This window comes from Rhizobium sp. NPDC092011 (assembly GCF_044756305.1).
Lineage (GTDB): Bacteria > Pseudomonadota > Alphaproteobacteria > Rhizobiales > Rhizobiaceae > Rhizobium.
This window is the reverse complement of sequence record NZ_JBIVSO010000003.1, coordinates 378,332-395,185: the sequence shown is the minus strand read 5'-3', so window position 1 is coordinate 395,185 and position 16,854 is coordinate 378,332. Positions and strand designations below refer to the sequence as shown.

The window sequence follows — 16,854 nt, the reverse complement described above, 5'->3', positions numbered from 1 at the left end:
CCCTACCAAGCTTTAAGGCTCAAGATGCCCATGCTCACATCGGCACCTTCATCGTCACCTTGCGCGGACGTTGCCCATTGCCCTGTATAAGGACCGTTACGATGCAGCTGTCGCCGGATGGCTGCACGGAAAGGAGCTGGCCGCCGGTTTTTTCCACAACTTGGTCTGCGGCCTCGCTGCAATCGTTGCTCACTCGGGCCACGAGGGTCGTCGGCGGCGCGGGCAGAACAGTCGAGCCGGCCACCACAAGGGCCGCGGCTGCTATGCTTGATAATGAGGCCATGCTTCGGACTTCCCACAGGGACATTAACTTGAGCAAATATGTACCCAAACAGGTCTGAATGGCAAATGAATGGGCTGTAATTTTCCGTTTTCAACACGTTCAGCGGATCCGAGAGAAGATTTAACCGTTTGAATTTATTGAATGTGCGACCGGCGAGCCACGACGACGATAGCGGATCGGCGCCAAGCGCGCGTATCTCCGGTCAGATCTTGTAGCAATGCCTGTTTGAGCGGTATCTAAATAGCTGCTGGCGGCAGAAGCAAACTACAGGCTCAGCCAATTTTAATCATTCTCTAATATCACTGATCACAGGAGCGCGGTCCGAACGGCCCCGCCTCCGCGGCCGATGCGATTGGCCTGAAGGTGTCTTGCTGGCGCTAGACATCCTGCTTTCCTTGAGTCTTTTGAACTGCTTGAGGCGGCTTTCTTTCAAATTGAATCCGCGACCTCAGAGGCTGATTCAAGAACCTCATGCGACGAATCGGGTTGCCGACAATTCGATTCCGCCGCTACGCACAATCGCTTGAAATAACTAAAGCGCGTCGCGATCTCTAAGATTCGCTTCACGCGCTTTAGCTCTTTGATTTCACGCATGTCGTAGCCGCAAAAACCGCTGCACACTTTTGCGCGACATGCTCTAGGCAGGCCGGCACGCAGTTTCGGCGCCGTTCAGAACGGCTCACGCACGGCGACCGATGTCTCATAGTCCGCGGCGATCCGCATCTCGCGCAGCGGACGCACGCGCTCGATCGAGCGCTGATAATTCGGATGGGCCTTATAGGCTGCAAGCGCGGCCTCGTCGTCGAATTCGCCATAAACGACAATATCGACGTCCGTGCCGAGCTGATCGGTCTTCACGTTCATTCCGATTTCCAGCAGGCGAGCGTGCGGAATGGCCGTCAGGATCGAGAGGCCCGAGCGAACCTCTTCAAGCTTGGCGCGATCGGGAACAGTGAAGAAGACGATATGACGGATCACGCGACGTTTCCTTGTACACGGGCGAAGGCACCGCGCGATATCACGCGCATCCGTTCAATTCAATGAAGAGGCGCCGCTCTGCCATCAGAGTACGTTGTCGCAGGTCCCGCGCATCACCATTTTCCGCGCGTCGCCAGGCATGGTATCGTTCCTCATGACAGATGAGGAACTCGTTAGGCTGGCCCTTGGCCTGCCGGAGACCGTGGAAAGCTCGCATTTCGGGACTCGCGATTTTCGGGTGCGGGGCAAGATCTTCATGACCCTTCCGGGCCCGGATTTCTGCGTCGTGAAACTGACGCCGGATCAGCAGCAAATGGCCTTGGCGACCATGCCAGAACATCTCTCCCCCGTTCCAGGCGGCTGGGGCCTGAAGGGCTCGACCCGTCTCTTCCACCATCACGCCGATGGGGACGCGATCGAGACGCTCGTACGGCGTGACTGGCGGAATGTGGCGCCGAAATCTATGGCTTTGCCGGCGGATTAGGCAACATATCGTCTTCGACGGTCAACGGCCAGTCGACGACGAAGTCCTCGAAGTCGTCGAGATTGACATCATCTTCGCTCACCGTGCGTCCCCGCGCGGAAACGCCGGCTATGTGCACCGTCTCCGGATCACCCGAGATCAGCGGATGCCACCAGTAGAGATCGCGGCCGTCCTTGACGAGACGGTAGGCACAGGTCGGCGGCAGCCATTCCAGCTCGGGCACCTTTTCCGGCGTGAGTTGCACGCAATCGGGCACGAAATCCCAGCGGTTCGGATAGCTGGTGCAACGACAGCTCTCGCCATCCATCAGCTTGCAGCGGATCGAGGTGAAATAGACGTCGCCACTATCCCACTCTTCCAGCTTGTTGAGACAACAGAGCCCACAGCCGTCGCACAGGCTTTCCCACTCCGACGAACTCATCTCCGTCAGGGTCTTGCTTTTCCAGAAGGGTATTTCGTCTGTCATCTTCATTGTCCTCGCCGCCCGGCCAAGGGGAATTCGGGCTGCGGCATGCATGTCTCTTGTTCTTTTCTCTAAATCAACCAATTATTCAATTCGCCGATCTATGAGATAATAGGCTCTGCGCGTGCCATAAGGAAACGCGCAATGTCCCAGCATAATTCCTAAATCGGAACCGATTTAGGAATTATGCTGCAGATTTTGAGTAGTACAGCGACCTTTGCACGTCATATGCGACGCGCGGCGCTGTAATGTGGTCGGGAAGTAGAGCGTGGAAGACCCATCCAATCCAGAAAACGGGCCAAAGTCCGAGCCCGAAGCCCCACAGGATAATGGGGCTGGCAAGCCGCGGCGCCGCAAGCGGTATTTCTTCCTGCGTCTCGATTCCTGGATCGATTCCACTCTTTGGAACGCTGGCTTCCGTCTTGCGGAAGCTTGGGAAGAGATCACCATCTTCTTCCGCCGTTTCCGCGTACGTGGTTGGAAACGCATCGTTTTCGAGTTGCTCGGAGAAGGCCTGACGCTGGGTGCCGCCGGCTCCGTCGTCATGTTGATGCTCGCCATGCCGGCTTTCGAGGCGACGCAGGGCGACTGGCGCAATCGCGGCAACTTCGCCGTTACCTTCCTCGACCGTTACGGCAACGTGATCGGCCATCGTGGCATTATTCACGAGAATTCCGTTCCGGTCGATCAGCTGCCGGACTATTTCATAAAAGCGGTGCTTGCGACCGAGGATCGGCGTTTCTTCGACCATTTCGGCATCGACGTCATCGGCCTCTTCCGCGCGGTGACTGTGAATGCGCAAGCGGGCGGCGTGGTCCAGGGCGGCTCGACGCTGACGCAGCAGCTTGCCAAGAACATTTTCCTCAGCAACGAACGCTCCATCGACCGCAAGATCAAGGAAGCCTTCCTGGCGATCTGGCTTGAAGCCAATCTCTCCAAGAAAGAGATCCTCAGTCTCTATCTCGACCGTACCTATATGGGCGGCGGCACTTTCGGCGCGGCGGCGGCCGCCCAATTCTATTTCGGCAAGAGCATCACCGACGTCAATCTGGCGGAGGCAGCCATGCTCGCCGGTCTGTTCAAGGCACCGGCAAAATATGCGCCGCACGTCAATTTGCCGGCGGCACGCGCCCGCGCCAACGACGTACTGTCCAATCTGGTTCAGAGCGGGCTGATGACCGAGGGCCAGGTGATTGCCGCGAGGCGCAATCCCGCGTCCGTCGTCGACCGCGCCCAGATCGAAACTCCCGATTATTTCCTCGACTGGGCCTTCGATGAAGTCCAGCGCATCGCGACACGTTTTCCGGAGCGCTCGCTGATCGTTCGCACGACCATCGACATGGGATTGCAGAAGGCGGCGGAGGATTCGGTTCAGTCCAGCCTGCTGGAATATGGCGAACGCTATCATGCCAAGCAGGGCGCGAGCGTCATGATCGAAAACGGCGGCGCCGTCCGTGCCATGGTCGGCGGCAGCGATTACGGCGAGAGCCAGTTCAACCGCGCGACCAAGGCGCTGCGCCAGCCGGGCTCCTCCTTCAAGATCTACACCTATTCCGTGGCTATGGAGAGCGGGATGACCCCGACCTCGACCATCGTCGACGCGCCGATCACCTGGGGCAACTGGAGCCCGCACAACTACGAAAACCGCTATGCCGGCAAGGTGACGCTGACGACGGCGATCGCACAATCGATCAACACGATCCCGGTTCGCCTGGCCAAGGAAAAGCTCGGCATTCAACCCATCCGCGACATGGCCAAGGCCATGGGCGTGGAAACGCCGATCCGCAACGACAAGACCATTCCGATCGGCACTTCGGAAGTGACCGTGCTCGATCAGGCAACGGCCTATGCGGTTTTCCCGGCCGACGGCATGCAGTCGCGACGCCACGGCATCGAGCAGATCACCGGCTATGACGGCAAGGTGCTCTACGATTTCACCCGCGACGAGCCGGCAGCCAAGCGCGTGCTGAGCGAAAAGGCCAATTCCTACATGAACCAGATGCTGACGCAGGTTCCGGTGATCGGCACCGGCCGCAAGGCGGCTCTGGACAATGGCATCGTCGTTGGAGGCAAGACCGGCACGACGCAGGCCTATCGCGACGCCTGGTTCATCGGCTTCACCGGAAATTACACTTGCGCCGTGTGGTTCGGCAACGACGACTATACCTCGACGAACAACATGACCGGCGGCACGCTTCCGGCCATGACCTTCAAGAAGATCATGGATTACGCCCATCAGGGCATCGTGCTGAAACCGATTCCGGGGATCAGCGATCCGTTCCCCGCACAGAAGCCTCAGACTGCATCCGCCAAGAAGCCGGCGGATCCGGCAAATGGCGGCTTGCCACCGCTGGTGCGCCCGCGTTCCCTTTCGGTGGACTCCACGAAGATCCTGCGTGATATCGGCGAAAAGCTGAAAGAGGCAGCTCCCCTCGAAGCCCAGAAGCTCGCGGCGGCGGAGTAACGAGCGTCCGGCAAGAGCCGGACGACCTGCCAGCACACATCCCAACGGCTTCCGCCGATCACTCGAAACGGGACGCTCTTCCGTCGAAATTGGCTGATGGGCGTGGGACCGGCTGACGCCTGCGTCAGGTTGTCGGGTGTCCCGTCATTCCGGCTGAGAAAATCGACATAACCGGCCGCAGAAACACCCTGCCCTTCCCCCTGCCGCCAGAATCAGGAATAAATCCATATCGATTTGTCACGAGGACGATCCCAGGGTGTTCCGAGTTCCCTTTCTTGTTGCGCTTTCGCTGCTGATCGCTTTCGGCGGCGGGATCATGTTCACGCTCTTTGCGTTGAACGCGACATCCGGTTTCGGCGCAATCAAGCTCGGCGCGTGGCAGGCATTTCCGGAAATGCAGACGGCGGATGCGGATCCTTACGCCAAGTCGCATCGAGCCCGTGCGGGCCGGCTGCTCTACGGCACGGCCGAGGGCTTGGTCTTTACCGCCTCGGACGACGACAGCCGCGCCAGGCTGACCGCGAGTTGCAGCTATCGTATCAGTGGCCAGACGCCGCCGGCGCGCCTTTGGACGCTCTTCATCGCCGGTAATGATGGCCAGCCCATTGAAGCGGGTGCCGGACGCCCCTCCACCATCAATTCATGGGTCGTGCTACGCAACCCGGACTCAAGTTTCAGCATCACCGTTTCGCCGAATGCGCAGGCGGGCAACTGGCTCGCGCTGCCCGCCACCGGCAATTTCCGGCTGGTGTGGACTCTCCTGGATTCGCCGGCAGCGAGCAGCTCCGGCCTGATCGACCTTACGATGCCGAAACTCGAGAAAATCGGGTGCGGCAATGTTTAAATTTGTTTTCGCCGTTCTGACCGGCCTCTTCGGCGCAGCGCTGCTACACATCGTCATCATCCTGTCGCTGCCGCATTTTTCCGACCGAGATGCCTACACCCGTGTCTCGGATGAAGGCGACGAGAACCATTTCTACGTGCTCGACGACGAGGATGACGAAGCAGGGCTCTCCAACACCGATCCCTATATCCGCACCGCCGTTTGCGCCTTCGACATCGAAGACAAGCCGGTGCATCTGACCGCAAAGGGCAAGGTGCCTTTCTGGTCGCTTGCCGTCTATGATGCCGCTTCCAACGAAGTGTTCAGCATGAGCGACCGCACCTCGGTCGGCGGCGCGCTCGACCTGCTGCTTGCCTCTCCGGTCCAGCTGACAGGCATACGCAAGGCGCTGCCGCCAGCTCTTGCGCAATCAATCCTGGTGGAAGCTCCGCGCACGCAAGGCTATGCAGTCCTGCGCACGATGGCACCGCAGGCGAGCTTCAACGATGCGGCCGGGGAATTTTTGTCGCAAGCCGGCTGCGACGAGTTCGGCGATAATTGATTATTGGCTGGTGACGACGGTTACACTGCCAGTCGACCCGATTGTGAGAGCACAATACGCCTCAGCAACCAAAGGGCGCGTTCTAACGCGCCTGCTGCGTCTTAAGGACGGGTGCTACTTGCCTTTCGCCCGCTTCGGTCCAGCTCCCGGACGATGGGTAGGAGTGTCCAGATGCTCGTAGCGCACCCCGGTAAACAGCAACACCCTGGCTTCCACCGGTTCCTTCTGGACGCGCGGCGGCTGGCGTAAGCGCCAGTCCGAAAGAGATATTATCTTTGCCATTCTCGTCTCCATTTACGTCTCGAGACGGATGAACTTGCGACTGATTTCACCCTACCCGCCACTGAGGCGGGCTAGCGTATCCCTTTCTCAACCCTATCCTTCTCGGTCGAGACCCGGGACCATTTACGCCTTCTCGCGGCATCTCCGGAACGCCTCGGCATGGGCTCCGATGTCGGTTTCCATGCCTTCCTTGCATCTGATGACATTCTGCCAACGGCTGCATTCACCGGAATTCAGACATATTGCAGTTAACAGAATGCTAATCTTCGTCGCACGCCATCCTTTGCACGAGTCGTCATGGTCTATTAACGCTGCGATAGGCGCTTTGGTTTCATCCATCGCGGAAAAATGTCGGGCGTCAGTTTTTCCATAAAATAAAATAATATCAGTAGTTTATTTCAAATATCGACGTAGATGAAAAAAGCGTCGTCCCTGAATTCGTTGCATAAAAGCGTCACGCAAATATTATTTGCGCTCACGAAAAATTAACGTATTGTAAGGCCGATAATCGAGGGCGAAACATGTTTGCGACGGGCAATTCCGTCTTCTCTCCAGAGGATGTCATGGTCCTGCGTGGCGCGCTCGATGAGTGGTGCCAGGAAAAGCGGATCGACATCAAAAGCGCGGAAGCCCAGTTCGCAGCGACGGCAGCACTTGGCCTTTTTCAATCCGGCTACAACACATCGGAAAAACTTCTGACCGCCTTGCGCGAGCATAGAGGCATCTAAGTCCTTTGCGCTTTTTCGAGACTTGTCGCGGCTAGAGCAAATGCCTGTGGACAAGCCTGCCGAGGTCTCCGGGGCCTCCTTAAATCAAAGCCCTCATAGGTTGAATTTGGAAATAGGCACTCCTACGGCGAAAGTGGCCTATGGTGGGCCATAGCCTCTGATCTCCATCCCATCCCGCGGAAACATCGCCGTTTCCTTCGCGCAAGCTTAACGCGCAATTTTTATTTGGATTTTAATAAAGTTTTCACGAACCATTAACCCAACCGGCCTTAGTCTTTCCCGAAAGCCAGACAAGGACGGTCGTGTCCATACCCATTTCGCCAATCGCTGCCGCGGATGCCCCGTTACCGGGAAGCGTCATTCGGCACGAACCGAAGGTGGTGTGGTGGCATCGGCGCTCGACAATCCGGCTCCCCGTGTTTTTGTTCTGCGTATCAGTATGGGTGTTTGCGTGCGTGACCGGTTTCGAGACCTTGAAGAACCTGCAACAGTCCGGAAAAAGGACGTGGTTCTGATGGCAACGATCACCAGTTTCGAAGGCATGGGACACCCTTCCAAATCGGAACTTCGCCAGTTCGCCGAATTGTTCACGCCAGTCTTCCAGGCTTCCTCGGATGAGGCAAAGCGCCAGGCCGTGGCCGCGCTTTCCCAGTGCCCGACAGTGCCGCAAGCCGTCGCCCTTTTCATCGGCTGTCAACCGATCTCCATCGCAGCCCCTTTTCTCACCAGTTCCCAGGCGATCGACGACGACACGCTGATCACCATTGCCCGCACGCAGGGCGCAGCCCATGCCCGCGCGATCGTCAGCAGGCCATCGCTGTCACCCAGGGTGATCGACGCGCTCGTCGGCCTGCATCAGGCCGAGCCGGATCGAGGCATGGCAATGCAGGGCGCTGCAACGAACTTGCCCGCGGCCAAAACCGAAACGTCCGAAGCCGAGCGGTTTGCGCGCGAAGAAGCGCTGCGCATGCAGATCAAACAGGCCGCACGTCACCTGGCGCGGGACGACAGAGATCGCCTTGGCCTGCGCAGCCTTGGAGAAATGCAGGAAGCCCTGCTCGTTCGCTTCGCGCGTGAACGCGACGCTCTGCAGTTTGCGACCACGCTCGCCGATGCACTTTCCTCCAGCCAATGGCTTGCGGAACGCATCATGCTCGACACGTCCGGCCAACAACTGGCCGTGACGCTGGTGAGCCTTGGCATGGGCATTGCGGATGCGGTCTACTCTCTTGAGCGCTTCTATCCGCACCTGACGGAACGGCACGGCAGCGTCAGCCGCGCGTGGCTCGTGCTCGATGGCATCGATGCCGAAGAAAGCCAGGCCCGCGTCGAAGCATGGCGTCGAGCCGACAGCTATACCTATCTTCCGCAAAACAATATCGCGCCTCGCCCGGCCACGCCGCTATTCGGCGCCAAGTCCGTGTCGATCCGCGAATTGAAGGTGGCCGGCAAGCGATAGATAATCGCCGCTTTTCTTCGGCGCGAAAACGCTCTCGGAAAATCAATCCAGAGGATTGGAGCGGGTCTCGGCCAACGGAACGATATCGGCTATGTCGTCCGTTTCCAGCTCGACAATCCACAGATCCGGGTCGAATTTCAGCTCGCGATCGAGTGTCTCGCGGATCTCCTCCTGCTCCTTCCGGTCGATGCGAACCTCGAACAGGCGCCCTCCGCCCCCTTCTCCGTCGAAGAAGCTCTGTGGCGCCGGAGCATAAAGGGTTTCAAGGCCATCGCGGAAACGCTGGCGGATGAAGATCGCTCCCGCCTGCTCTTCGCCCTTCCGCTCCACAGCCGCGAAATCGCCCCGAGCAAACATTCGGCGCGTCATGGCTGATACGAAGATGTCGCTGCGCAATCTCATGATCGAGCTATAGCGGCGCTCGGGCGGCGAGGCAATTGAAGCGGCGGATCAAAGCGCGCCGATATCCTGCAGTTTCTTCAATACGGCCATGTTCGGCTCGCCCGTCTCCTGCAAGCGATAGTGCTTCTGGAATCGGCGGATGGCGGCCTTTGTCTGCTCGCCAGCGACACCGTCGATGCTGACATTGCTATAGGCGATATTGCTCAGGCCCTTCTGGATCTGCATGACCATATTGAGCTTGGTGACCGGATCGCTCGACACGGGCTTCGGTGCAACGGCGCCGGTCCTCATGTTTTTGTCTGCGTTCTGGATTGCGGCAGCAACCGGATCGATGGCATCGGCGGTCGCGGAAACGTTGACCGGGCGTTCTGTAGGAAAGGCGGCCGCGCTTGCCTTGACCGCCGTCACCGGGGCGGAGCCGGCCGCATTGCTGGCCTTCAAAGCGGCCAGAAGCTCAGGTGTCGGCGTGCCGGTCTGCGCAAGGCCGGACGCTTCCTGGAAAAAGAGAATGGCGGATGTCGTGCGCGAGCCGGGGACGCCATCTGCCGCGCCGTCATAAAGGCCGTGGCGGATGAGTTCGGCCTGAACGTCAGCAACCAGTTTCGATGGAGCCGCGGCCTGCACGGCGGTCGGTTTTCCCGAAGGTCCGCCCGCGGTAGGCGCGGTTGCGGCCACCGAATCCTGCCGCTCGATGCGGAACGTCGTGACGTTGCCGGCATCAGCCTGCTGCGCATGCAGGAACGATTTGCGGCCGGGGATCTGATAGGGAGATGCGGGATCGCGGGTGCGCAGCAGGGGCGATGGATGGATGCCCGGCTGATACCAGAGCGCATTCGCCGTGACGAAGCCAAAAACACCGAGAAAGAGAGCTATGCCGCCGGCGATGGCGGGATGCCGGCCGACCGCGCCGCCAAGCAGACCCGCAAACGCGCCCGCGCCGCGAAGGCCAAGACCGCCGAGCGCAGTACTGCCACGCAGGCTGAGATTACCGAGGGCCATCACTCCGCGAGAAGCGAAGCCAGGCTGCTTGCGTTTGCCCTTGCCTCTTCCCTTAGGCGATTTTCGCTTTTGCGGCGCCATCCATCCCTTCCTCTTTTCGGCCTTCACTTATCTCCACAGTATGTTTCAGACGCGGCGGAAAATCGACGGGACGATTGACATCCACAGGCTGTTGCGCGGCCGAGGCGCCCGAACCGTCGAACGGAATAAGGATCGTGATCACCGTGCCCTCGCCCGGGGCGCTGGCGATAGAGAAGCTTCCGCCATGCAGGGCAACGAGCCCCTTGACGAGCGACAGGCCAAGACCGGTACCGGCGTAGCGGCGGGTGTAGTCGTTCTGGATCTGCACGAAAGGTTGCCCCAAGGAGGCCAAACGTTCGCTGGCAATGCCGATACCGGTGTCGCCGACCGAAAGCTTCAGCATACCGTCGGTCAGTGTCGCATCCACGGTGACCGCGCCACCGGCATCGGTGAACTTGATCGCATTGCCGACGAGGTTGATCAGGACCTGCTGAATGGCGCGCTGGTCGGCAACCACATCGCCAAGACCGCGCTGAACGCGGCTCGAAAGGGTGAGCCCCTTTTCCTTGGCCTGTAGCGCCAACATCGCTTCGCATGTCGCAATGGAGTCTTCGATCGAGAAGGATTCCATCAGCAGTTCATAGCGGCCGGCCTCGATCTTGCTCATATCGAGCATGGTATTGACCACCGACAGCAGATGCGCTCCCGACTGGCGGATCAGGCCGACATATTCGCGCTGGCGGTTGTTTTCCAGCTTGCCGAAATATTCGCCGCTGAGGATATCGGAAAAGCCGAGGATCGCGTTGAGCGGCGTGCGCAGCTCGTGGCTGACGGCGGCCAGGAAACGTGACTTGGCGTCATTGGCCGATTCCGCTTCCGCCGTCTTGCGCGCGGCATCGTCCCGCAGTTGCTGGTCTTGCGAGATGTCCCGCAGCTGGCTGACGATCGCGGTCAACCGCCCGTCAGCGTCGCGACGCGCAGTCAGTTCCACGCGAACATGAACGAATTGCTGGTCACTGCCGATGACGGCGGAGCGTTCCAGCCGCAGATCGACACAGAAGGCGTCCTTGCCCTGGCGAAGCACATCGATCGCCTGCAGGAAGACGATTCGGTCCGATACATGGATCTGATCGATCAGACCCCGGCCCGTCGGGTCGCGCATCCAGCTCAGGAACTCCGCGCGATCACGGCCCCCGACCGTGGTGACGTTACCCTGTGGATCGAGCAGCAATACCAGGCCGAAAGCGGCTTCCAGCATCAGATCGTGATGCTCAACGAGGACGGCTTCTGCAGACTGACCGGCTGGCCGCTGGCGCGACAGCGCGATGCTACCGACAGCAGAGAACAGAAAGGCGGCGCAAACCGTCGCCACACCGGCAGGCAGAGCAACGGCTGGGCTGGTTATAAAGGAGAGGCCGGCGGGAACCGCAAAAAGCGCCACGGAGGAGGCGAGCGCGAGCCGGCGAAGGATCGCCAGCTCCTGCGTCCGGACTTCGCCATTGCCACTCGTCCCGGAGAGCCAGCTTCCGCTCACCCGGTCTACGAAGGCTACGGCTCCGACAGCCATGTCACTCAATACGCGCACACTACAATCCGTCAAAACGGTCTCTTATTGGACTGCACAATAGGCCTTCGCGACTTAAGGAAAGAATAAAGGGAGAACTCGTCGACTGGCCGAAAAAGCGCCAAAGTCTCGTTTTGGCGCAGAATGCGAGACCTTTGTTTTTTGTGGTTAACAGCAGGTAAGCAGCGGATTTTATTCATATTTCTGCCGCGCGTTAACTTTTGCGACAAGGGTTGACGCCGCAAAGCCCTGCATATCAGGCGGATAGGGCGAGACATGCTTAACAGCAATCGCTACAATTTGAACTAAGTACGGTGCGAATTCGGAAAGCTAAAATTTGAATCAAATTTGCCGAAAAAGCCGCCGAGTTTTGAAAAGCGATGTTGTCCTCTGCCGGATAGGGTCAAGCCACATCGGACGAATGAAGTCCGAATTCGGCGATTGCGCCGACCGACAGAGAGGATGGGCAGGATAATGTGGTTTCTGATTAGAGCGGGGTTCTGGTTTTCGCTGGTTCTCATGTTCCTGCCGATCTTTGCCAAGCCCGAAGGCGGACCGCGGCCGGCTGGCGAAGCGACTCTGCAGGTTTCCGACGCAATTTCGGCGGCCTCGGGCGTTGTTCAATATGTCGGCGCCATGTGCACCGAAAAACCTGAGGTCTGCGCCAAGGGCGGCGAAACGCTGACGGCGCTCGGCTATCAGGTCGGTGACGGTGCCCGCGTCGCCTATGACATGCTCGGTCGCCACTTCAAGGATCAGTCTTCCAACACCCCTGCCAACGTTGCCGCGACGGCGCGTGCGGATGTGGAGCAGATTGCCGCCACGGCACAGCCGATGCCTGCAAAGCGCATCATGGGAACTGAGACGGCCGATGTGGTCGTGACCGGAACGGTGCGGCTGCCCAATTCCATACCGCTGCCGAAGCCACGCCCGCGGACCTGAAACGCCTCGTTCCTTCCCCACCCGGCGCCGCGAGCCCTTGCATGGCCCGCGGCGTTCTTTTTTGCCGCGGGTTCAAATCATCAGCCGTTTCGCCTATATCCAAGATCAACGGATAATCTGGACAGATACAATGACTGCGCTTGATAAGATCATCGACGACTTCGCCTTCCTGGACGAATGGGAGGATCGCTATCGCTACGTGATCGAACTCGGCAAGGCGCTGCCCGATCTGCCCGATGACAAACGGACGCTGGAAAACAAGGTGCAGGGCTGCGCAAGTCAGGTCTGGCTTGTCACGCATGCATCCGGAGACCCTGAAAACCCGATACTGACCTTCGAGGGCGATTCCGATGCGCATATCGTGCGTGGGCTTGTGGCTATCGTGCTTGCCACCTATTCCGGCAAGCCGGCTTCGGAAATCGCCGCGCTCGATGCACTTGACGTCTTTGGAAAGATCGGGCTGGTCGAGCATCTGTCGTCGCAGCGCGCCAATGGATTGCGTTCGATGATCAAGCGCATCCGCGAAGAAGCCAGCATCAGGACTGCGGCGTAGATCGCCTTCACTTTGAACCGTGCGGCCGGCACATTAAAATCAACGCCTGCTTGGCTGTCATAAACAAAACCCGGCTCGAAAGCCGGGTTTTGGAAGTTTCTGAAACTCTTAGCGAGAGCCGCGCTTGCGGCGTTGGCCGAGGCCCATTTCCTTCGCGAGCCGGGAGCGTGCTTCTGCGTAAGCAGGCGCCACCATCGGATAGTCGGCAGCGAGATCCCACTTTTCGCGATATTCTTCCGGGGAGAGACCGTGATGGGTCATCAGGTGACGCTTCAGCGACTTGAAGCTGCCGCCACATTCCAAGCAAGTAATCTGGTCGTCCTGGACCGACTTGCGAACCGATACGGCCGGCTTCTGCTTTTCCACGACAGCAACGGCAGGAGCCGGGGCGGAGGTGTTGCTCAAGGCGGAATGTACGTCGGAAATCAAATTCGGAAGGTCACTGACCGGTACGACATGGTTGCTGACATAGGCCGCAACGATGTCGGCAGTCAGTTCAACCAGTAACTCCTGCCCATTGCCAAGGGCCGCGTCTGACATTGTGTTCTCCTGTTCATCGGCTTGCTTGCTGCACCGCGCCCCCCACAGAGCGCGCAAGGTACAGTGTTGCTATATGATCTGCGCTCAGCTCAGAAATCTGTTGATCATCAAGTTCCCGTAGCGCCGAGCAATCCGCACAAGCGTACTGCTCGCATTCGTAGCAGCGACCGACAAAAAACGGTGCATAACGCCATATTTCCTATCGCACGAAATCCACCCCTAGACTTCCCGCAACGAAAACCGTCTAATGCCGACTGATGTTAGGATTAGCGATCGCGAAAGGTGATCTCCAATCGTTAACCGGAAGAAAGTTTCGCCTACCTTTTCCCAAAGGAAAGTTAAAAGCATTGAGAGCTTAACCCCGGTCGAGACTAATTCAACATCAGAACTCTACTTGAATCTGAATTAGCACTCTTTACCCAAATGTCCAGTTTTTAATCCCAACATTTCTTTGCAAAAAATTCATCTACAAAAAAGCAGGTAACTAAAGAAGCGAACTTGCGTTGCTTCTTCTTCAATCTCCGCGTTTGTTAGCCCTTCTTTCTATACCCGCGTTTCGCGATTCTCCGCTGCAACAGTAGTTCGTCCCGCACGGAAGGCTCCGTCAACTTGTACCCGGCCTCGTGCGCGGCGCGTGCGAGAAGATGGGCAGCAATCGGCGCAGTCAATGCAAAGAACACGAACCCTGCCAAAGCTCGGGCCAAAATTGACAAATCCTGCGAGTGAATCCCGACGGCAAGCAGGAGAAGTCCCGAGCCCACAGTGCCGGCCTTCGACGCCGCGTGCATGCGGCTATAAAGATCGGGCAGGCGAACGATACCGATGGCCGCAATCAGCGAGAACAGCGCGCCTGCAATCAGAATGACGGCCACAACGATGGCCCATACCAAATCCATTAACGCCCTCCTTTGCGCCGTTTGCCGTGTTTACGCGTTCTGCCGCCAAGCGATTCGCCGTCATCGCCCTGATCCGAGTGGGGCTGCTTAGCGGAACTAGATTGCGCCTGCGTGATGACAAAGCGAGCAAAAGCAACGGTTGCGAGAAAGCCGACGAGGCCAAGCGAAATGGCGATATCGATGTAGAGCATGAAGCCGGTCTTGATGGCGATGACAGCGATGAAGCCGATCGCGATCGCCACCAGCATGTCGAGCGCCAAGATCCGATCCGGCAAGGTCGGACCGGCCACCACACGATAGACCGTGAACAGAAATGCCAGGCTCAGAATGCCGAGAGCCACCATTGCAGCGGCCGAAACGACGGATGCCGCCATCATCGAAAAGCCTCCATGATCCGTCTTTCGAAACCATCGGCTATACTTCGCCTGATAGCGTCCGGATCGGAGCAGTCGAGCGCGTGGACATACAGGGTCTTGCGATCCTCCGAGACATCGACGGACAAGGTGCCGGGCGTCAGCGTGATGAGGTTTGCAAGCAGGGTGATTTCGAAATCACGATCGACAGTCAGGGAGAAGGCGAAAATCCCCGGCTTCACATCCATCGTCGGGCTCATGACCGCAACGGCGACCGCCCAAGCCGATTTGGCAAGTTCGCTTATGAACAGCAGCAACAGCGCCAGGATGCGGCGGATGCGTCCGAGATAGAGCGTACCGCCATAGGACGACCGCACGATGGCCAGCGCAAGCGCCGCAAGGAAGAAGCCAAACACCAGATTGATGAAGGAAGCGCTGCCGGTGATGGCGACCCAGACGAAGGCAAGCAGCAGATTGAAGACCAGGAGGATCATTGCGCGCCTCCTGTCTGCGGGAAGACCGAATGCAGGTAGGCGGATGGCTGCTCCAGGCCGGCGGCCGCCGCCTGGGTCAATTGCAAGAGGCTCTCCGGAAACACGCCGAAGCCGACGACGAGAGCCGTAAGGGCAATCAGCGGCAATCCCGCCTGCCACTTGATGGGCCCGACAGCCATACTCCCCTCATCCGCAGCTGGTCGCCAATAAGCCAGGAGGAAGACCCGACCGAAGGCGATCGTGGTCAGGAAGCCCGCCAACAGGATCGCCGCGGCAAGCCACCAGGCTCCAGCCGCCAACGACGCCTTGACCAGCACGACTTTCGGCCAGAAGCCGGAAAATGGCGGCAGGCCACTGACAGCGAAGAAGAGTATCAAGGATAGACCCGCGAACCAGCCGTTGCGCCGGTAAAGCCCGCCGAGCGCGGTCAGCGAAAAGCTGCCGCCGAGCCGGGCGGCCTGCCCCGCCAGCAGATACAGCGCCGTCATCAGCACCATCGAGTGCAGCGCATAGAAGATCGCGCCACTGAGGCCAGCGGCACCGCCAAGCGCGACGCCCGCCAGCATGGTGCCGATGCCTGAGATAACGATATAGCCGAGCAGACGGCGAATATCGGTCGACCCGAGCGCGCCCACCACCCCGGCCAGCATGGTGGCGATGGCAACGACCGTTATCATGGGGCCAAGTTCCGTACGCTCGATCGGCAGCAGCATGACCAGAATGCGGATAAGCGCATAAACGCCGACCTTGGTCAGCAGGCCCGCGAAAAGCGCCGAAACGGTAATCCGCGGCGTATGATAGGAAGCCGGCAGCCAGAAATTGACGGGAAAAGCCGCCGCCTTCATGCCGAAAGCGAGCAGAAACAAGCCGGCCAGCGTCATCATCGGCGCGGTGCTACCGCCAGCCCTCGCCTTGATCGCAATATCGGCCATGTTGAGCGTGCCGAACACGGCATAGAGATAGCCGACGGACACGAGAAACAGCGTGGTGGCTATCAGGTTCAGCACGGCATATTTCAGCGCGCCGTCGATCTGCTCCCGTTCGGAACCGAGGATCAGCAGGCCGAAAGACGAGATCAGCAACACCTCGAACCAGACATAAAGATTGAAGACGTCTCCCGTCAGGAAAGCGCCGCTGACGCCGGCAAGCAGCAGCATCAGAAGCGGGAAAAAGCCGTAACGGCGGCCGCTGGTGCCGATTTCCGCGAGAGCATAGACGGCCGCAGCGAGTGCCACAATCGCCGCAGTCAGAGCCATGGCCGCGCCGAGAAGATCGACGCTGAAGGCAATGCCGAAGGGCGGCAGCCATCGGCCCATGACCATGGTCACCGCTCCCTCACTGGCAACTTTGCCAAGCAGGGCGATATCGATGAGCACCAAAAGCAGCAGCCCCGGAATGGCGATCCAGGCTTGCCATTCGGTGCGGTTGCGCAGCATCAGGAGAATGGCGCCAAGGCCGATGCATAGCGCGATCGGCGCTATGACGAGCCAATGCCCGAGCGGCACCGGCGCGGCCACCAGCGCTGCGGAGAGATCGACGGGGATATCGGTTGATCCGGCCATAT

General features: G+C 59.1%; 20 protein-coding genes. 8 read left to right on the top strand and 12 right to left on the bottom strand.

Annotation, left to right across the window (positions count from 1 at the left end; all coding sequences use genetic code 11):
- Positions 1–34: 34 nt before the first annotated feature.
- Both ACIQJ2_RS17180 and ACIQJ2_RS17175 read right to left on the bottom strand, forming a co-directional pair.
- Positions 35–283 carry a hypothetical protein gene (locus ACIQJ2_RS17180; protein WP_199146056.1) on the bottom strand — a complete coding sequence of 83 codons (249 nt, stop codon included), beginning with the start codon at positions 281–283 and terminating at the stop codon, positions 35–37.
- Positions 284–952: 669 nt separating this feature from the next.
- Positions 953–1,261 (bottom strand): Dabb family protein, encoded by a 309-nt coding sequence (locus ACIQJ2_RS17175; RefSeq protein ID WP_400667278.1) that lies wholly within the window; start codon positions 1,259–1,261, stop codon positions 953–955.
- Between the two features lie 154 nt (positions 1,262–1,415).
- Between ACIQJ2_RS17175 and ACIQJ2_RS17170 the strand changes: the two genes are divergently transcribed.
- Positions 1,416–1,745, top strand: a complete 330-nt coding sequence (locus tag ACIQJ2_RS17170) for an MmcQ/YjbR family DNA-binding protein (RefSeq protein WP_400667280.1) — start codon at positions 1,416–1,418, stop codon at positions 1,743–1,745.
- Here the strand turns inward: ACIQJ2_RS17170 and ACIQJ2_RS17165 are convergent.
- Positions 1,723–2,211 (bottom strand): YcgN family cysteine cluster protein, encoded by a 489-nt coding sequence (locus ACIQJ2_RS17165; RefSeq protein ID WP_199146050.1) that lies wholly within the window; start codon positions 2,209–2,211, stop codon positions 1,723–1,725. The genes ACIQJ2_RS17170 and ACIQJ2_RS17165 overlap by 23 nt on opposite strands.
- 265 nt (positions 2,212–2,476) lie before the next feature.
- Between ACIQJ2_RS17165 and ACIQJ2_RS17160 the strand changes: the two genes are divergently transcribed.
- From ACIQJ2_RS17160 to ACIQJ2_RS17150, 3 genes are all read left to right on the top strand, one after another.
- Positions 2,477–4,672, top strand: coding sequence for a transglycosylase domain-containing protein (locus ACIQJ2_RS17160; protein WP_400667282.1), 2,196 nt, complete (start codon positions 2,477–2,479; stop codon positions 4,670–4,672).
- 256 nt (positions 4,673–4,928) lie between these two features.
- Positions 4,929–5,516 carry a DUF1214 domain-containing protein gene (locus ACIQJ2_RS17155; RefSeq protein ID WP_199146046.1) on the top strand — a complete coding sequence of 196 codons (588 nt, stop codon included), beginning with the start codon at positions 4,929–4,931 and terminating at the stop codon, positions 5,514–5,516.
- Positions 5,509–6,057, top strand: coding sequence for a DUF1254 domain-containing protein (locus ACIQJ2_RS17150; protein WP_199146044.1), 549 nt, complete (start codon positions 5,509–5,511; stop codon positions 6,055–6,057). Before ACIQJ2_RS17155 ends, ACIQJ2_RS17150 begins: the two co-directional genes overlap by 8 nt.
- Positions 6,058–6,171: 114 nt before the next feature.
- On the opposite strand, the gene ACIQJ2_RS17145 is transcribed toward ACIQJ2_RS17150, so the two are convergent.
- On the bottom strand, positions 6,172–6,339 hold the full coding sequence (locus tag ACIQJ2_RS17145; protein ID WP_199146041.1) for a hypothetical protein: 168 nt from the start codon (positions 6,337–6,339) through the stop codon (positions 6,172–6,174).
- Between the two features lie 521 nt (positions 6,340–6,860).
- Here ACIQJ2_RS17145 and ACIQJ2_RS17140 point away from each other — a divergent pair.
- On the top strand, positions 6,861–7,067 hold the full coding sequence (locus tag ACIQJ2_RS17140; protein WP_199146039.1) for a hypothetical protein: 207 nt from the start codon (positions 6,861–6,863) through the stop codon (positions 7,065–7,067).
- A gap of 439 nt (positions 7,068–7,506) precedes the next feature.
- Positions 7,507–8,526, top strand: a complete 1,020-nt coding sequence (locus tag ACIQJ2_RS17135; RefSeq protein ID WP_199146070.1) for a DUF2336 domain-containing protein — start codon at positions 7,507–7,509, stop codon at positions 8,524–8,526.
- Between the two features lie 42 nt (positions 8,527–8,568).
- Here the strand turns inward: ACIQJ2_RS17135 and ACIQJ2_RS17130 are convergent, their stop codons facing one another.
- Genes ACIQJ2_RS17130 through ACIQJ2_RS17120 form a run of 3 tightly spaced genes read right to left on the bottom strand, consistent with a single transcriptional unit; the run spans position 8,569 to position 11,515 of the window.
- Complete coding sequence (locus tag ACIQJ2_RS17130) at positions 8,569–8,928, bottom strand: DUF1491 family protein (RefSeq protein WP_400667285.1); 360 nt, start codon at positions 8,926–8,928, stop codon at positions 8,569–8,571.
- 48 nt (positions 8,929–8,976) lie between these two features.
- Entirely contained in the window at positions 8,977–10,008 is a 1,032-nt protein-coding gene (locus ACIQJ2_RS17125; RefSeq protein WP_400667287.1) for a peptidoglycan-binding protein, read from the bottom strand.
- The gene (locus ACIQJ2_RS17120) at positions 9,980–11,515 is read right to left on the bottom strand and encodes an ATP-binding protein (protein WP_199146068.1); all 1,536 of its coding nucleotides are present in this window, start codon (positions 11,513–11,515) and stop codon (positions 9,980–9,982) included. The genes ACIQJ2_RS17125 and ACIQJ2_RS17120 overlap by 29 nt, the downstream gene beginning before the upstream one ends.
- Before the next feature lie 471 nt (positions 11,516–11,986).
- On the opposite strand from ACIQJ2_RS17120, the gene ACIQJ2_RS17115 reads away from it, so the two are divergent.
- Positions 11,987–12,454 (top strand): DUF5330 domain-containing protein, encoded by a 468-nt coding sequence (locus ACIQJ2_RS17115; RefSeq protein WP_199146034.1) that lies wholly within the window; start codon positions 11,987–11,989, stop codon positions 12,452–12,454.
- Between the two features lie 130 nt (positions 12,455–12,584).
- On the top strand, positions 12,585–13,007 hold the full coding sequence (locus tag ACIQJ2_RS17110; RefSeq protein WP_199146033.1) for a SufE family protein: 423 nt from the start codon (positions 12,585–12,587) through the stop codon (positions 13,005–13,007).
- A 108-nt stretch (positions 13,008–13,115) separates the two neighbouring features.
- On the opposite strand, the gene ACIQJ2_RS17105 is transcribed toward ACIQJ2_RS17110, so the two are convergent.
- From ACIQJ2_RS17105 to ACIQJ2_RS17085, 5 genes are all read right to left on the bottom strand, one after another.
- The gene (locus tag ACIQJ2_RS17105) at positions 13,116–13,547 is read right to left on the bottom strand and encodes a MucR family transcriptional regulator (protein ID WP_184701282.1); all 432 of its coding nucleotides are present in this window, start codon (positions 13,545–13,547) and stop codon (positions 13,116–13,118) included.
- A gap of 530 nt (positions 13,548–14,077) precedes the next feature.
- Positions 14,078–14,443 carry a monovalent cation/H(+) antiporter subunit G gene (gene mnhG / locus ACIQJ2_RS17100; RefSeq protein WP_199146032.1) on the bottom strand — a complete coding sequence of 122 codons (366 nt, stop codon included), beginning with the start codon at positions 14,441–14,443 and terminating at the stop codon, positions 14,078–14,080.
- Positions 14,443–14,820, bottom strand: coding sequence for a cation:proton antiporter (locus ACIQJ2_RS17095; protein ID WP_199146031.1), 378 nt, complete (start codon positions 14,818–14,820; stop codon positions 14,443–14,445). The genes mnhG and ACIQJ2_RS17095 overlap by 1 nt, the downstream gene beginning before the upstream one ends.
- Positions 14,817–15,290, bottom strand: coding sequence for a Na+/H+ antiporter subunit E (locus ACIQJ2_RS17090; RefSeq protein ID WP_199146030.1), 474 nt, complete (start codon positions 15,288–15,290; stop codon positions 14,817–14,819). Before ACIQJ2_RS17090 ends, ACIQJ2_RS17095 begins: the two co-directional genes overlap by 4 nt.
- Positions 15,287–16,852 carry a Na+/H+ antiporter subunit D gene (locus tag ACIQJ2_RS17085; RefSeq protein WP_400667290.1) on the bottom strand — a complete coding sequence of 522 codons (1,566 nt, stop codon included), beginning with the start codon at positions 16,850–16,852 and terminating at the stop codon, positions 15,287–15,289. Before ACIQJ2_RS17085 ends, ACIQJ2_RS17090 begins: the two co-directional genes overlap by 4 nt.
- Positions 16,853–16,854 lie beyond the last annotated feature (2 nt).

Excerpts from the sequence above, each read along its gene's own strand:
- ACIQJ2_RS17180 (WP_199146056.1), bottom strand. The coding sequence starts at position 283 with ATGGCCTCATTATCAAGCATAGCAGCCGCGGCCCTTGTGGTGGCCGGC.
- ACIQJ2_RS17170 (WP_400667280.1), top strand. The coding sequence starts at position 1,416 with ATGACAGATGAGGAACTCGTTAGGCTGGCCCTTGGCCTGCCGGAGACC.
- ACIQJ2_RS17165 (WP_199146050.1), bottom strand. The coding sequence starts at position 2,211 with ATGACAGACGAAATACCCTTCTGGAAAAGCAAGACCCTGACGGAGATG.
- ACIQJ2_RS17150 (WP_199146044.1), top strand. The coding sequence starts at position 5,509 with ATGTTTAAATTTGTTTTCGCCGTTCTGACCGGCCTCTTCGGCGCAGCG.
- ACIQJ2_RS17145 (WP_199146041.1), bottom strand. The coding sequence starts at position 6,339 with ATGGCAAAGATAATATCTCTTTCGGACTGGCGCTTACGCCAGCCGCCG.
- ACIQJ2_RS17140 (WP_199146039.1), top strand. The coding sequence starts at position 6,861 with ATGTTTGCGACGGGCAATTCCGTCTTCTCTCCAGAGGATGTCATGGTC.
- ACIQJ2_RS17135 (WP_199146070.1), top strand. The coding sequence starts at position 7,507 with ATGGGTGTTTGCGTGCGTGACCGGTTTCGAGACCTTGAAGAACCTGCA.
- ACIQJ2_RS17130 (WP_400667285.1), bottom strand. The coding sequence starts at position 8,928 with ATGAGATTGCGCAGCGACATCTTCGTATCAGCCATGACGCGCCGAATG.
- ACIQJ2_RS17125 (WP_400667287.1), bottom strand. The coding sequence starts at position 10,008 with ATGGCGCCGCAAAAGCGAAAATCGCCTAAGGGAAGAGGCAAGGGCAAA.
- ACIQJ2_RS17120 (WP_199146068.1), bottom strand. The coding sequence starts at position 11,515 with ATGGCTGTCGGAGCCGTAGCCTTCGTAGACCGGGTGAGCGGAAGCTGG.
- ACIQJ2_RS17115 (WP_199146034.1), top strand. The coding sequence starts at position 11,987 with ATGTGGTTTCTGATTAGAGCGGGGTTCTGGTTTTCGCTGGTTCTCATG.
- ACIQJ2_RS17110 (WP_199146033.1), top strand. The coding sequence starts at position 12,585 with ATGACTGCGCTTGATAAGATCATCGACGACTTCGCCTTCCTGGACGAA.
- ACIQJ2_RS17105 (WP_184701282.1), bottom strand. The coding sequence starts at position 13,547 with ATGTCAGACGCGGCCCTTGGCAATGGGCAGGAGTTACTGGTTGAACTG.
- mnhG (WP_199146032.1), bottom strand. The coding sequence starts at position 14,443 with ATGGATTTGGTATGGGCCATCGTTGTGGCCGTCATTCTGATTGCAGGC.
- ACIQJ2_RS17095 (WP_199146031.1), bottom strand. The coding sequence starts at position 14,820 with ATGATGGCGGCATCCGTCGTTTCGGCCGCTGCAATGGTGGCTCTCGGC.
- ACIQJ2_RS17090 (WP_199146030.1), bottom strand. The coding sequence starts at position 15,290 with ATGATCCTCCTGGTCTTCAATCTGCTGCTTGCCTTCGTCTGGGTCGCC.
- ACIQJ2_RS17085 (WP_400667290.1), bottom strand. The coding sequence starts at position 16,852 with ATGGCCGGATCAACCGATATCCCCGTCGATCTCTCCGCAGCGCTGGTG.